The sequence below is a fragment of the Streptomyces sp. NBC_01237 genome (assembly GCF_035917275.1).
GTDB lineage: Bacteria > Actinomycetota > Actinomycetes > Streptomycetales > Streptomycetaceae > Streptomyces.
Map to the genome: position 1 here is coordinate 3,467,628 of NZ_CP108508.1, position 14,103 is coordinate 3,481,730.

Sequence of the window (14,103 nt, forward strand, 5' to 3'; positions counted from 1 at the left end):
CGTGGAGCAGACCGACGCGGCCCTGGACTGGCTGGACCAGTACGAGAAGGCCGTCGAAGACGCATGACCAACTGAACACAGAGGAGGTGCCCCGTGGCTGACACCTCTCTCGTGTTCAACCTGGTGGCGCGCGACCGGGCAAGCCGTGAACTGGAAGCCCTGCGGGCAAAGTTCGGGCAGGTGGGAGGCGCGGTGGCGAAGCTGGCGGGCGCCGGTGTCGCACTTCCCGGTCTCGCCGCGACGGTCACCGCCGCCGCCGGTCTCGCCGCCGGCGCCGCGGCGGCCGGACTGGCGGTCAAAGCGTTCACCACGGCGGCCGGGCCCCAGGTGGAGTCGGTCACCGAGGCATGGACCCTGTACGACGCGGCCCAGGACGCGGCAGCCGTGGGCGGCGAGCAGGCCCTGGCCGCGCAGAAGGCATACCTGGCGTCGCTGGAGGGCATGACCCCGGCCACCCGCGACTCGGCCGCCGCGTTCATCGGCCTGAAGACGGAGTACGCGGCCTGGTCGGATGAGATGTCCGCATCGACGATGCCGGTGTTCACGCAGGGAATCGAGATCCTGCGGGACCTCCTCCCCGTACTGACGCCCTTCGTCCAGTCGGCGGCCGGCGCGATCGGCCAGTTCCTCGCCAAGGTGTCCGTAGGCGTGAAGTCCGCGGGGTTCAAGGAGTGGGCCGACGGGATGGCCGCCGCGTCCGGCCCGGCGCTGACGGACTTCCTGGCCACGGTGAAGAACCTCGGTGTCGGATTCGCCGGTCTGCTGTCCGCGTTCCTTCCGGTGTCGGACGGGATGACGGGCGGCCTGGCCGACATGTCGGCCGGTTTCGCAGCGTGGGGCACGGGGCTCAAGGACAGCGCAGGTTTCGCGAAGTTCCTGGACACGGCGTCGACCGGCGCCGACACCCTGGCGCTCGTCGGCAGTGCCGCGGTGAACCTGCTGTCAGCCCTGTCGCCGCTGCTCGGCACCACGGCGATGCTCGCCAACGGTCTGGCCCGCATCGTCAACGCGACTCCGACCCCCGTACTCACCGCACTCGCCGTGGTCCTCCTGACCGTCAAAGCAGGCATGCTGGCCTACTCCGTGTACACGGGGATCGCGACAGTGGCGACGAACGTGCAGACGTCGGCGACCTACCGGGCGATTGCCGGATGGACCCGCATGATGGCGGTCGGCCTGATGGTCTACGTGCGGATTGCCGGGGCTGCCGTCGTGTCTGCGGCCACCACCTCGGCGGCCTGGGTCGGCAGCGCCCTCGTCTCGATCGGCACCTGGATCGCCGCCGTCGTCAGGGCCGGGATCACCGCCGCAATCCAGTTCACGATGATGGCGGCACGGGCGGTGGCGTGGGCGGTCGTGATGGCCGCTCAGTGGCTGATCGCGATGGGTCCCATCGGCTGGGTCATCGCCATCGTGATCGGCCTCGTCGTCCTCATCGTGGCGAACTGGGACCGCATCAAGTCGGTCACGGCCGCGGTCTGGGACTGGATCTGGGGAAAGATCAAGGCCATCGCCTCGGCGATCCTCAACTTCATCGTCAAGTGGAACATCGCCAGCATCTTCCTGAGGCACTGGGACCGCATCAAGTCCGGCGCCGTCGCCATCGTGACCGGCCTCGTCAACTTCATGGCCAAGCTCCCGGGCCGCATCAACGGAGCGGTGTCAGGGCTGGGGAACCTGCTCTACTCCAAGGGGCAGGCCGTGGTGCAAGGTCTCTGGAACGGCATCCAGGCCATGGGCGGCTGGATCCGCTCCAAGCTCATCGGGTTCGCGAAGAGCGCGATTCCCGGCCCGATCGCGAAGGCCCTCGGGATCGCCAGCCCTTCCAAGGTGACCACCGCCCAGGGCCGGTGGATCGCACAGGGGCTCGTCGTCGGCATGACCGGCAGCACCAAGCAGGTCAAGGCGGCCTCAACGAAACTCGCGGACATCGTCCGCAGCAGCCTCGCCCCTGGCAAGGCCCGGTCCACCGCACTCGGCAAGATCAGCGCCGGGTCCAAGAAGCTGATCGGGCTCGCCACCCAGGAAGTCAAGCTCGCGGCCCGGATCAAGACCGCGACGAAAGCCCTCGGCGACCAGATCAAGGCACGCGACAAACTCGCCGCGGACGTACGGAAGGGCGTACTGGACAGCGCCAACATCACCGCCAGCGCGACCGGTGGCGCGGTGAGCGCCCAGTCCATCCTCGCGACCCTGACCGCGAAGATGCAGCAGGCCAAGCAGTTCGCCGCCCAGCTGGCCAAGCTCCGCACGAAGGGCATCAGGTCCGACCTGATCGCGCAGATCGCGCAGGCCGGGGCGGAACAGGGCTCCGGTGCCGCTGCTGCCCTGGCGACCGCGTCAGCGGGTCAGATCAGCCAGATCAACGCCACCCAGGCCCAGCTCGTCGGCGCGGCCACCGCCGCCGGGTCCACGGCGGGCACGGCGATGTACGGGGCCGGGATCCAGGCAGCCCAGGGCCTGGTGAAGGGGCTCAAGTCCCAGCAGAAGGCCATCGAGAAGCAGATGGCCACCATTGCCACGGCGATGACGAAGGCCATCAAGAAGTCCCTCAAGATCAAGAGTCCGAGCCAACTGATGGCGGACCAGGTCGGGGCCATGGTCCCCGCCGGAATCATGGTGGGCATGGCCGACGGCCAGGCCCCGCTGGACAAGGCCATGGCAGACAGCGTGAAACCGCCACCACCCTCCGGGGCCGGCGGACCGATGGTGGCCCGCCCCGCCGCCCCGCTCCTGACAGCTGGCGGCGCCCAGGTCGTGCGCATCGAGTTCGTCGGCCCAGAGGAGGGCAAGCGCTGGATTCGCGGGATCGTCCGCAAGGACGGACGCGGCAGCGTGCAGCGCGCGTTCGGCTACGGGAAGGAGCAGACCGCATGACGTTCCCGCAGACTCCGCTCGACGTGCGGATTGAGCTGATGATCGGCGTGGTGTGGACGGACATCACCACGGACGTCTACACCCGCACCCCGATCACCATCACCCGCGGGTCCGCCGACGAGGCGTCCAGCTCGGAGCCCTCCACCTGCTCCCTCACCCTCAACAACCGGTCCGGGAAGTACAGCCCGAGGAACCCGCTGAGTCCGTACTACGGACTCATCGGCCGCAACAGCCCCATTCGGATATCGGTCGCGGGCCCGGAGTCGTATCTCGCCCTGGACGGCACGACCACGGCATACGCCCGGACCCCGGACGTCGCGGCCCTCGACATCACGGGGGACATCGACATTCGGGTGGAGGCGACGGCCGACTGGGAGGCGGCCGGCAGTCAGGCCCTGATCGGGAAATGGATCAGTGGGACGAACCAGCGGTCGTACCTGTTGCGGGTGACAGATGGTGTGCTTTTCCTGAACTGGTCGACGGCCGGTTCGGCGTCGTTGTTCGCGTCGGCGGTTCTTCCTGCTCTGCCCCGCCGTGCGGCTGTCAGGGCGACCCTGGATGTCGACAACGGGTCGTCCGGGTTCACGGCGACGCTGTACTGGGCGACGAGTATGGCCGGCCCGTGGACGGTGATCGGGGCGCCTCTGACGAGCACTCCGGCAACCAGTATTTTCGCCGGTAGCGCCCCGCTGGAGGTGGCGCCGATCGCGGCCACGGGAGTTCCACCGCTGAGTGGGAGGGTGCATCGGGCAGAGGTCCGGTCGGGAATCGGCGGCACCATCGTGGCGTCCCTCGACGTCCGGCCTCTGGCCCCTGGGACCACCGGGTGGACGGACAGCGCGGGCCGCCTATGGGCTCTGGCCGGAGCGGCGGCCGTCACGAACCGGCAGTACCGGTTCACGGGTGAGATCAGCGCGTGGCCGTCCCGGTGGGATGTCTCCGGCGCTGACGTCTGGGTGCCGGTCGAGGCGGCCGGGATCACCCGACGCATGAGCCAGGGCCAGAAGGCGTTGGACTCCACCCTGCGCCGCAGGATCCCGGCGTTCTCCCCACTGGCGTACTGGCCGTGCGAGGACGAGGACGGGTCCACGCAGGCGTACAGCCCGATCGACGGTGTCGCCCCGCTGACGACGACCGGGTGGCGGTTCGGGCAGGATGACACGCTCGCCGGATCCGGGGCCCTGCCCACCGTCGCTGCTGGGGGCCGGATGGTCGGCAAGGTGCCGGTACCGGCGGTGACACCCACCGAGTGGTCGGTCCACATGGTGTACGCGGTGGACGGTGCGCCGTCGACGGACGGCGATTTCCTGTCCTGGCGGGCGACGGGCACGGTACGCAGGTGGCGCATCATCCAGAGCGTGGGCGTCGCCCGCATCCAGGGGTACAACTCGGCGGGCGACCTGACCGTGGACCAGCCCGTCGGGATCGGCGCCGATGTCTATGAAGGGTGGCAGCGGCTGTACTTCCGGCTGTCCGCGACCGGCGGCACGGTCACGTGGCGCCTCGACTGGTACAACATCGGCGGGGCAGCCGGGGGCATCGGAGGCACGTACAGCGGGACCACGGGGGCCGTCACTCAGATCGAGACGGACTTCTCCTTCTTCGTGACGAACTTGCGCGTGGGGCACATCGCTGTCCTTCCCGCCGCGGTGACGGCCGCGTACACAGGCGCGGACCATGGCTTCTCCGGGGATACGGTCCTCGCCCGGATGCGGCGCCTCGCGAACGAAGAGGCCAAGCAAGTCAGTCTCCGATGGATCGACGGGGACACCGCCGCGAACTCGGAGCGGCTGGGCCCGCAGCGTCAGGACACTCTGCTGAATCTGCTGGAGGAAGCGGCGGCCACCGACGGCGGGATCCTCTACGAGGACCGTGACCGGCTGGGCCTCATCTACCGGGACCGGGCCTCGCTGTACAACCAGCGCATCGTCCTGCCCTTGGACTACCTGGCGGAGGGTGAGGTGCCGCCGCCGCTGGAGCCGACGGAAGACGATCAGCAGACCAGAAACGACATCACGATCACTCGCAGCGGGGGTTCGTCGGCCCGCGCGGTGCTGGAGTCCGGGCCGCTGTCCGTGCAGCCGCCGCCGGCCGGGATAGGCCCGTACGACACGTCCGAGACGCTGTCCCTGTACAGCGACGACCAACCGCAGAGGATCGCGAACTGGCGCATGCACCTGGGGACCTGGGACGAGGCCCGCTATCCCACCATCAGTGTCTGGCTGCATGCCGCGCCGCATCTGATCCCCGCGGTCCTCGCCATGGACATCGGGGACCGGCTGACGATCTCGAATCCGCCGGCGTGGGTGGCACCAGGGCTGATCGACCAGCACGCCCGCGGATACACCGAGGTCCTCGACCAGCACGGCTGGACGATCACGATGAACTGCGTACCGGCCGGCCCGTGGACGGTGGGGGTCGTGGGGGACACGGTTCTGGGCCGGGCCGACACGGACGGGACCACCCTCAACGGGCCGATGACCGCGACCACCACCACCGCCAACGTGGTCACCGGCACGGGCCTGAACCGGTGGATCGACTCGGCCGCCTTCAGCGCGATGTTCCCGTTCAACATCACCGTCGGAGGTGAGGTCATGCGCGTGACCTCCTGCTTCGGTACAGCGCTGTCCCAGACATTCACCGTGGTCCGCAGCGTGAACGGCATCACCAAGCCTCACGCCTCGGGTACTCGTGTGCGCCTGGCCGCCCCGATGCGCGCGGCACTCTAGGAAGAGGAACCGATGCCGATCTACGCAGGCCAGATCATCACAGAAGGCCAGCTCAACCGGATGCAGCCACGGGCCTACCTCGCCGAGGCCACCGGTCCGCTCATCGCCACCACCACGTACCAGCTCATCCCCGGATGCACCCTGACGGTGCCGACCACGGTGCCCGGTGCCACGTGGTCGGCGACCGGGGTGTTCGACTGCAACGTGACCACGGCCCACCTCACGAACCTGATGGTGGGCCGCCTCACGGTGAACGGCTCCTCCCAGTCCGGTCTTGCCGTCCACGCGATGGACACCCTGGACCGGGACACCGTCGCCATGCTCTGGAGCGGCACGCTCGCAGCCGCCGGCAACCACGTCTTCAATATGGAAGGCGTCATCAACGGGGCTGGCGGGACAGGGAGTTTCTTTGCCTACTCGCGGCTCGCCGTCACCATCACCGAACCCGTCTGACCTGGAGGACCTCATGCCCGTGCCCGCAGGCACCACCAGCATCAACTACCAGATCGTGTCCGGCAGCGTCGAAACTCCCGTCCAGGTGATCCTGCCCTTCGAGCTGGGCGGCGCGGACATGGACTTCCTCGGATCGGCCATCGAAGCAGCGGTGGACCTGCTTCTGGCCCGTATCCGCGAGGAGTACCCCTCCGACCCCTCCATCAGCGCCACACGTACCTACAAGTGCGTCGTACCGGACGGCACCTGGCCCGCCCCGTAGCTACCCACCAAGCCAACGCCTGCCCCGTGCCAGCGGCCGGGGCGCCTCTCGTTTCCTCACCATCCCGGCGAGGCAATCCACAAGGAGATCACCATGTCCATTCCCGTCAGCGCCGACCTGCGCCCCTACTCGGGCTCGGACCCGGACAAGCACAAGGCTGTGATCACGATCAGCATCGAGCCCGGTCAGCCGACGTACGGCGACCTGAGTCCGGCTGACCGGCAGGCCCTGCTGGAGGGCGCCATCGCCGGTATACGCGGGGCGCTTCCCGCGCTCCAGGTACCGGCGACCATCACCGCGCAGGACGTCACCAGCGCCTGACCAGCGGCGCCCCCGCACAAGCCGTGCGGGGGCGCCTCCCCTGCCAGCCCCGCGCCATCGGCCGGGGCTTTCCGCATGTCTGGAGACCTGCGCATGGCCACACCGCTCACCGCCGACCGGCTGCTCAAGGCGCTCAGGGACGAAGGTCTTACCGTCGTCCAGGTCGGCAACTGGCGTACGCACAACCGCAACCACAAGGGGCCGTGGGGACCGGTGAACGGGGTGATGATCCACCACACCGTCACCCGGGGCACCGCCCACACCGTGGAGCTCTGCCGCGCCGGACACAGCGCCCTGCCGGGCCCGCTGTGCCACGGCGTCATCGCCAAGGACGGCCGCGTGCACCTGGTCGGCCACGGCCGCACCAACCACGCGGGCCTCGGCGACGACGACGTCCTCCAGGCGGTCATCGCCGAGAGACCCCTGCCCTCCGACAACGAGGCCAGCACCGACGGCAACCGGCACTTCTACGGCTTCGAGTGCGAGAACCTCGGCGACGGCAAAGACCCGTGGCCCGCCGCCCAGCTGCTGGCGATCGAGAAGGTGTCCGCCGCAATCTGCCGGGCGCACCACTGGTCACAGCGCTCGGTCATCGGGCACAAGGAGTGGCAGCCGGGCAAGGTCGACCCGCGCGGCTTCGAGATGGACTCGATGCGCGCCCGGATCGGCGCGCGCCTCGATGCGCCGAAGCCTCCGCCGGCCAAGCCGAAGCCGACCGCGAAGCCGAGGTACGAGCCGTTCCCCGGTGCCGTTTTCTTCCAGGCAGGCAGGCGCAGCGCGATCATCACCGCGATGGGCAAGCGGCTGGTCGCGGAGGGCTGCGGCCGTTACACGGTCGGTCCCGGACCGGCCTGGTCGGACGCCGACAAGAAGTCCTACGCCGCGTGGCAGCGCAAGCTCGGCTACTCCGGCGCCGGCGCCGACGGCATCCCCGGCAAAGCCTCGTGGGACCGGCTCAAGGTCCCCAACGTCTGACACCCCTCCAGCATCCCAACCTAGGAGAACCCCTTGAAGAAGCAGCTGTTGTTCGACCTCGGCGAGCGCGCGGCCTGGACCGGGGCGCAGGCCGCCCTCGGGGTGGCCATTGCCGAGCTGGCCGACATACCGATCTGGTGGGCGGCCCCGGCCGCCCTGGTCCTCGCCTCCGCGAAGTCGTGGGTGGCTGGGCGCCTCGGCCGGAAGGGCACCGCGTCCACGCTGCCCGCGGCGAAGGACCCGGCGACACCGGCCCTGAGTCTCTGACCTGAACGGAGCACGACCTATGGCTGATGAGCCGTCGAACGGCGAACTCGGGCGGCTCATCCAGTCGTTGCGCGACGACATGCGCGAGGACATGGGAGCCCTGAACGGACGCCTCGACGCCGTCGTCCCGCGCGACGTCTACACGATCGAGAAGACGCAACTGGACACCCGTGTCACCGCGTTGGAAACGCACCGGGAGAAGGACGCCGACCGGCTGACCGCGACGCGCCGCTGGATGATCGGCACCGTCATCACCGTGATGGTTGCCCTGCTGCCCTACCTCGCGATGACTGTGAAGGGGGCGGGAGCGTAATGCGGCGGCGACACTCGGACCGGGCCCGCCCCTGGCTCGGCAACGTACTGACCCTGCTCGGCGCTGTGCTCGCCGGTGCAGCGATCCTCACCGTGCAGGACCTCGCCTCGGACCTGCGGGACGCGAACCGTGCCAGGGACCAGCTGGCACAGCAGGTCGAGCGGCTCGGAGCATCACCTATCGCAGGGCCGCCCGGCAGCCGCGGTGAGCCTGGCGAAGGGGCGGCCGGGCCTACGGGGCCGGCAGGTCGGCCGGGTCCACCTGGGCCGGTGGGTCCGACCGGACCAACCGGGCGACCAGGGGACGACGGTGTCGGCTCTCCCGGATCGGCAGGCCCGACCGGCGCCCCCGGCGCCGACGGCCAGACAGTGACCGGCCCAGCCGGGCCCAAGGGCGATACCGGGCCAGGTGGACCGCCTGGCGCCGCTGGCGAACCTGGCAAGGCCGGAGCGGACGGCCGCGACGGGCAGACCTGCCCAGCCGGGTACAGCCTTCAGCCGCCGCTTTCTGATCCGGATGCGCTGGTGTGTCGCCGTGACGGGGCGCCGCCTGCCCCGAGTACGTCACCGTCGTCGGCCGCGCTGGATCCCAGCCGCCGGAAGTACCCGTGAGCCTGCGGCGGTATGACCGTCGCCGGTAGGATCCGAAGCATCAAGGTCAGCGGTTCTTGTGGTCTGGGTGCGTAAAGCAGCAGGTCAGGAACTGTGGTCCCCGCAGATGCGGGGATGGTCCCGTCCGAGCCGACCCGTACAGGGCCGTGGGAGAGTGGTCCCCGCAGAAGCGGGGATGGCCCCGCGTACAACCCGAACGAAGACAGCGTTGCCCAGTGGTCCCCGTACGCACGCGCGGGGATGGCCCTCGGTACGCGTACCCGCGGATGGAGAGGCGCCCCTGTTCCCTGCGTCGCGGGGATGGCCCCGACGTCGCGCCCGCAGGGCCGATCTTCATGGAATGGTCCCCGCACTGCGGGGTTGCCCCCTTCGCCTTCGGGCGGAGGGGGCCTTTCGTGCGTTCCGGGGGCAGTGTCGGCCTAGGCTCCCGGTCATGACTGACTACGTGCAGGTATCCACGGCCACCGAAACGCGGCAGCAGGCAGTTGACCTTGCATCGCCAGCCGTGCAGCAACGGCTCGCCGCCGGCGCCCAGATCATCGGCCCGGTCACTGGCGTGTTCTGGCACTTGGGCAAGCAGGGCGAGGGCGAGGAGTGGCAACTCCTGCTCAAGACGACGATGGACCGGTACCCGGAGCTGGAGGCATATCTCTTGGACCACCACCCGTGGGACAGCCCGGAGGTATGCGCTGTTCCGATCGTCGCAGGCGCGCAACGCTGTCTGAACTGGATCAGCGACTCGGTAACGTCCTAGGTGGTTGCCCGCTCCAGTACGTCCCGGACGACGCCGATCTGAGCATGGGGGCGTAGCCGGTCGAGCAGTGGGGCGATCCGCTGCCGTGGCCGGGTGGACGCGATGCCGTGCGCGAGGGCGAGGGCGCGGTCTACGGTCTCCGCTGCCTGCTCGATCTCGCTGGCAGTGAAGTAGGCGTCGGCGAGCCAGGAGAGGTAGAGGCTCTTGTCGCGTGCGTGGTCGTCGGGGTACCTGCCGAGAGCATCGGCCAGGACCGGGACGGCTCGGAGCGGTCGCCCGAGCTCGGTCCAGCACCGGCCAGTCATGATGTCCAGCTCGGTGTGATCGACCCATGCGGCCCAGTCTGGCTGGGGCTCACCCTCGTCAGCGCCGTCCAGAGCGTCGCGGGCGGCTTGGGAGCCGACCGCAGCCTGGTGGCCGTAACCGCGAAGACGAACCGGTCCAAGAGCGACCAGGACCCGTCGAGCTGGCTGCCGCCGCTGGCCGACGCCCGCTGTACATACGCCGCAGATTGGGTCTCGACCAAGCTCCGCTGGAGCCTGACCGCAGACGCACCGGAAGTAGCGGCACTGTCCGTGCTCGCAGAGTCGTGCGGGCAGGAGACCGTCGAGTACCAGCCTGCCTCCGGCGCCGTGTAGCCGATGGTTCGTGCCCTTCCCGCCACGTGCGGGAGGGGCTCTTTCGTGCGTCCGGGGTCAGGCGTCGGCTGGGGGCTCAGGGTGCCGGACCAGGCGCTTCAGGGCGGCCTCGACCTTGTACCGGTCCTGCCCGGTGGCCTGCGCGTGGTCGGCAATGGCCTGCTGTACGGCGGCAGCGGTTGCCACGGTGAGGCGGCCTTCCTGCTGCTCGGCCCAGGCCGCGCGCTCCAGTGCGATCAGGTCGTCGGTGAGTTCGATATTCGCCACGGGCCGGATCGTACGCCGCGTCGGGCCGGACCCCGCACCGGCCTGGCCGCAGCCCAGTCAGCAGGGCCATCTTCACCCGTTCTACGATCGCCACATGATTCGCGCAGTCGTTTTCGACGTCGGTGAGTGCCTGGTGGACGAGACCAGGGAGTACGGCACCTGGGCCGACTGGTTGGGCATTCCACGGCATACGTTCGCTGCCATGTTCGGCGCCGTGATCGCGCAAGGCCGTGACTACAGGGACGTGTTCCAGGAGTTCCAGCCCGGCTTCGACCTGTACGAGCAACGTGACGCCCGAGCCGCCGCCGGCCAGCCCGAGCACTTCGACGAGTCCGACCTGTACGACGACGTCCGGCCGACCCTTGCCCAGCTGCGGGCCGACGGGCTGTGGCTCGGTATCGCAGGCAACCAGACCGTTCGCGCCGGCAACATCCTGCGTGGCCTCTTCACCCGCGACGTCGACCTGATCGGCACCTCGGACGACTGGGGCGCATCGAAGCCCGACCCAGAGTTCTTCGTCCGCGTCGCCGCCGTTGTCCCAGCCGAACCAGACGAGATCCTCTACGTGGGGGACCGCGTCGACAACGATCTCCGGCCGGGAGACGCCGCAGGCATGCGTACCGCACTCATCCGCCGCGGGCCCTGGGGCACCATTCAGTGGAACACCGCTGAGGCCAGGGACCTGCCGACGTTCCGTATCGAGTCCCTCGCCGAACTTCCGGAGCGGATCGCGAAGTTCAACGAGCGAGTGCGCTGACGGTCGTTGACCAGCCGTACAGCCGGTCGTCCAGGTGGCGGACGCATGGCTTGTGCTGGTGCGGGGCCAGAGATCGCCGGACGTCCCGGATTCGTTCCATGCCGGTGGCGTACCAGGTGCGCTCCAGTTGGTCGAGGGCTTGCAGAGCATGCTCGCAGGCCGCTTCGGGGGCACCTGCGGCGACCTCTACGGCGGCCAGATCACCGAGGATCACCGACCGTTGCTTCTCCTCCGCCGGCGCCAAGTCTTCAAGGACTCCGAGGAGAGTGGTGCGTGCTTGGGGCAGGTGCCCGGCGAGCAGCTGCGTGTTGCCCTTGAAAGCGGCGAGGCGGACGGGTGAGAACCAGTCGAGCCACTCGGGAACGGCTTCCTCTCGCTCGCTGGCGAGGAGGTCCTCGGCGTGGCCGATCAGGTGCAGTGCGGTCCGAGTGCGCCCGGACCGGGTCTCGCATTCGGCCTCGACAGCGTCCAGCCACGCCATGAGCAGCGCGGGTGCAGGTCCTCGCCGGGCGTAGGTGCGGGCTGCGACGAGCCTCTCGGTTGCTGCTTCCCGGTCGCCGGACCAGCCGGGGATGAAGGCAGTGTGGCCGAGCACGGCGGCTCCGAGGAGTGGGTCGTCGGCTTCGCCTGCCGCTTGGAGCGCCCGGAGCCATGTGGCCGCCGCACGGTCCGGGTCCCTCAGGTCGAAGAACTCGATCCGACCGGCGAGAAGGTAGGTCTCCGCGAGTGCGGCGGCGACGGCGCGCCGGGTCTGACCGGCTGCCTCGGGGAGCAGCGCGCAGCCGAGAGTGGCGTGCGCAATGGCCGCCGGGTGCAGGGTGGCCGGAGCCACCGACCAGTACAAGCGCCGGTGTGAGCGCGTCACGGCCTCGAAGTCGAGGGCAACCGAAGCGGGTTGCATGGCGGTGGCGGATTGCAGAGGTACGGCGGCGAGGCCGACGGCCGCGACCGTCGCCCCGACCAGCTGCCGGCGCACGGGGTCCGGCCCGCGGTCCCGTCCGTGGGGAGGGGTGAATCCCAGCGATACGAGGTCTTGGCCGAGCACGCGCGTGAGAGCCTGCTGGAGGTCCGGGTGCGGCCATGGCGGCGCCTCCGACTCCCACCGCCTCACCTGCCGCACACCGACTCCGAGGGCGGTCGCCAGGGCCTGTTGCGAGTGGTAGCCCGCAGTCAGGCGGGCTGCCTTGAGTCTGGTGTTGCTCCCGGCTTGGGACACGCGGCCACCTCCGTGATGGGTACTCAGGCCAGTGTCACAGCAAGTCCCGTACCAGACCAGTACTCACCCGGTCAGCGGTATGAAAGTCCTTATCTAGGCCCCTAAGAGTCCTCTGGAAGTCCTCGAATTGCCGCTGTTACGGGTCGACGCTGGGCGGACCCACTTGGCACCGCCCCCCGAGGAGCTGACCGTGACGACGCCTGTAGTGCCATCGACGGTGCCCCCCGAGGTGGCCGCGACCATGCCCCTCCCGGCGGTGAACGATCTCACCGAGCAGCAGCAGCGCGGTTGGCATTGCGTGTGGTGCCGGTCGCCGCTCGGCACCGACCTGGGTGTCGACCTCGGCGAGCAGCGCGTCACCCCCGCCACCGGTGCCGCGTACTCCTGGTTCCCCCGTGAATGCGTCGACGCCCTGGCGTGCTCGGGACGGAGGGCAGCCCGGTGATGGCATCGACGCAGCAGCGGACCGCAGTCCCGCCCCCGGAGCTTGCGTATCTGGCGTACCTCGGGCACACCCTCGCGTGTGCCACCTGCCGTACGGGAGCGTTCTGCGGGACGTTCATACGGCTCGGCCGCGCCTGGCGGGAAGCACGCCGATGAACACGCCCATCGGGTACGGGTACTGCTGGGCGGAGCGCCCCGGCACGTTCGCCCGGTGCACCCAGCCGCCTGGCCACACGGGTCCTCACTACGACTGGCGTGCTCCCAGCGAGCACAGGGAATGGCCGAACACCCCAGCCGGCGCGGGGAGGGACGACGAGTGAAGTGTCACCACCGCGGAGGCGTCCACGACTTCCCCATCGAGACCGAGGACATGGCCTGCTGCCCCGAACACGGGGTCACCCTCCTGTGGCACGGCGAACCGATCACGAACACCGAGCTGGCCGAGGCCGCAGCTTCCGGGGCCCGGCTCGATGACGTGCTGGGCCTGGCCGAGCAGCTCCGCGGCGACACGCACAGCGCCCACTGCCGCGCCGCCCAGCAACCCCACCTCGCCGACGGCCACGACCACTGCCGGCGCCCCGACTGCGCCTGCTTCTGCCACACCACCTGAACGGAACCACGATGACCAGCGCGACGCTTCCCGCCCCGACCGCGAACGACGAAGGCGGGCAGGGCTGCTCCGGATGCGGCACCACGAAAGGTGGCTGCCACGACCCGAACCGGCACGGACTCCGGTGACCGGCCGGGCTACTCGCGGACGAGGTCAGCGAGCGGGACACCGATCGCGTCAGCGATGCGGATGAGGGTGTCCAGGCGCGGGCTGGCGTGGCCTTGCTCGATGCGGTTGTACGAGGCAAGGCCGACGTCGGCACGGATCCCAACGGCTTCTTGGGTGAGGTTCGCGTAGAGCCGCGCCGCGCGGATGCGGTCACCGACGGCCCGGCGGCGCGCAAGGACACGCTCCGGTGGTGTCGGCTGGTGGTGCACCTGCCCACGGTCGCGGGCTCCATGATCATTTGTCTTTACTGTTGACCATAAAACCGTTGATCAAGCACGCTGTAGGTCCGGTGTCAGGAGGCGAAGCACGGTGACCACGGATCGCTGTTGGCGTGCGCGAACCAGTCAGCGAGTGATGGTGGACACGCGATCCGACAGAGTCGGCCGGCTCATCGAGAGGGACGCTGAGGGCATGGTTCTCGAGCCACTCACGCCGGGGCCG

General features: G+C 69.5%; 17 protein-coding genes. 13 read left to right on the forward strand and 4 right to left on the reverse strand.

Features of this window, described 5'->3' with window-relative positions; all coding sequences use genetic code 11:
• The first annotated feature begins 93 nt into the window (after window positions 1–93).
• The 9 genes from OG251_RS15320 to cutA all read left to right on the forward strand — a co-directional run bounded on the left by OG251_RS15320 (window position 94) and on the right by cutA (window position 9,562).
• Window positions 94–2,877, forward strand: a complete 2,784-nt coding sequence (locus OG251_RS15320) for a phage tail protein (RefSeq protein ID WP_326677700.1) — start codon at window positions 94–96, stop codon at window positions 2,875–2,877.
• On the forward strand, window positions 2,874–5,606 hold the full coding sequence (locus OG251_RS15325) for a hypothetical protein (RefSeq protein ID WP_326677701.1): 2,733 nt from the start codon (window positions 2,874–2,876) through the stop codon (window positions 5,604–5,606). The genes OG251_RS15320 and OG251_RS15325 overlap by 4 nt, the downstream gene beginning before the upstream one ends.
• A 12-nt stretch (window positions 5,607–5,618) precedes the next feature.
• The gene (locus OG251_RS15330) at window positions 5,619–6,059 is read left to right on the forward strand and encodes a hypothetical protein (protein ID WP_326677702.1); all 441 of its coding nucleotides are present in this window, start codon (window positions 5,619–5,621) and stop codon (window positions 6,057–6,059) included.
• Between the two features lie 13 nt (window positions 6,060–6,072).
• Entirely contained in the window at window positions 6,073–6,321 is a 249-nt protein-coding gene (locus OG251_RS15335) for a hypothetical protein (RefSeq protein ID WP_326677703.1), read from the forward strand.
• Between the two features lie 93 nt (window positions 6,322–6,414).
• Entirely contained in the window at window positions 6,415–6,642 is a 228-nt protein-coding gene (locus OG251_RS15340; RefSeq protein ID WP_326677704.1) for a hypothetical protein, read from the forward strand.
• Between the two features lie 93 nt (window positions 6,643–6,735).
• Window positions 6,736–7,617 (forward strand): peptidoglycan-binding protein, encoded by an 882-nt coding sequence (locus OG251_RS15345; RefSeq protein WP_326677705.1) that lies wholly within the window; start codon window positions 6,736–6,738, stop codon window positions 7,615–7,617.
• A gap of 33 nt (window positions 7,618–7,650) precedes the next feature.
• Window positions 7,651–7,884, forward strand: coding sequence for a hypothetical protein (locus OG251_RS15350; RefSeq protein ID WP_326677706.1), 234 nt, complete (start codon window positions 7,651–7,653; stop codon window positions 7,882–7,884).
• Window positions 7,885–7,903: 19 nt separating this feature from the next.
• The gene (locus tag OG251_RS15355; protein ID WP_326677707.1) at window positions 7,904–8,197 is read left to right on the forward strand and encodes a hypothetical protein; all 294 of its coding nucleotides are present in this window, start codon (window positions 7,904–7,906) and stop codon (window positions 8,195–8,197) included.
• A 1,044-nt stretch (window positions 8,198–9,241) separates the two neighbouring features.
• Window positions 9,242–9,562, forward strand: a complete 321-nt coding sequence (gene cutA, locus OG251_RS15360; RefSeq protein WP_326677708.1) for a divalent-cation tolerance protein CutA — start codon at window positions 9,242–9,244, stop codon at window positions 9,560–9,562.
• Here the strand turns inward: cutA and OG251_RS15365 are convergent.
• Window positions 9,559–9,867, reverse strand: coding sequence for a tetratricopeptide repeat protein (locus OG251_RS15365; protein WP_326677709.1), 309 nt, complete (start codon window positions 9,865–9,867; stop codon window positions 9,559–9,561). The two genes, cutA and OG251_RS15365, sit on opposite strands and share 4 nt — an antisense overlap.
• Window positions 9,868–9,882: 15 nt before the next feature.
• Here OG251_RS15365 and OG251_RS15370 point away from each other — a divergent pair, with 15 nt between their 5' ends.
• Window positions 9,883–10,200 carry a hypothetical protein gene (locus OG251_RS15370; protein WP_442818336.1) on the forward strand — a complete coding sequence of 106 codons (318 nt, stop codon included), beginning with the start codon at window positions 9,883–9,885 and terminating at the stop codon, window positions 10,198–10,200.
• A 57-nt stretch (window positions 10,201–10,257) separates the two neighbouring features.
• Here OG251_RS15370 and OG251_RS15375 read toward each other — a convergent pair whose 3' ends face one another.
• Complete coding sequence (locus tag OG251_RS15375; RefSeq protein ID WP_326677710.1) at window positions 10,258–10,467, reverse strand: hypothetical protein; 210 nt, start codon at window positions 10,465–10,467, stop codon at window positions 10,258–10,260.
• A gap of 94 nt (window positions 10,468–10,561) precedes the next feature.
• Here OG251_RS15375 and OG251_RS15380 point away from each other — a divergent pair, with 94 nt between their 5' ends.
• A complete protein-coding gene (locus OG251_RS15380; protein WP_326677711.1) occupies window positions 10,562–11,224 on the forward strand; it encodes an HAD family hydrolase in 663 nt (220 codons plus the stop codon).
• Here the strand turns inward: OG251_RS15380 and OG251_RS15385 are convergent.
• Window positions 11,205–12,440: a helix-turn-helix domain-containing protein gene (locus OG251_RS15385; RefSeq protein ID WP_326677712.1), complete on the reverse strand. Its 1,236-nt coding sequence runs from the start codon at window positions 12,438–12,440 to the stop codon at window positions 11,205–11,207. The genes OG251_RS15380 and OG251_RS15385 overlap by 20 nt on opposite strands.
• Window positions 12,441–12,630: 190 nt before the next feature.
• Between OG251_RS15385 and OG251_RS15390 the strand changes: the two genes are divergently transcribed.
• Together OG251_RS15390 and OG251_RS15395 are read left to right on the forward strand one after the other, a co-directional pair.
• Window positions 12,631–12,885: a hypothetical protein gene (locus tag OG251_RS15390; protein ID WP_326677713.1), complete on the forward strand. Its 255-nt coding sequence runs from the start codon at window positions 12,631–12,633 to the stop codon at window positions 12,883–12,885.
• Window positions 12,886–13,200: 315 nt separating this feature from the next.
• The gene (locus OG251_RS15395; RefSeq protein ID WP_326677714.1) at window positions 13,201–13,494 is read left to right on the forward strand and encodes a hypothetical protein; all 294 of its coding nucleotides are present in this window, start codon (window positions 13,201–13,203) and stop codon (window positions 13,492–13,494) included.
• Window positions 13,495–13,631: 137 nt separating this feature from the next.
• Here OG251_RS15395 and OG251_RS15400 read toward each other — a convergent pair whose 3' ends face one another.
• Window positions 13,632–13,871: a helix-turn-helix domain-containing protein gene (locus tag OG251_RS15400; protein WP_326677715.1), complete on the reverse strand. Its 240-nt coding sequence runs from the start codon at window positions 13,869–13,871 to the stop codon at window positions 13,632–13,634.
• Window positions 13,872–14,103 lie beyond the last annotated feature (232 nt).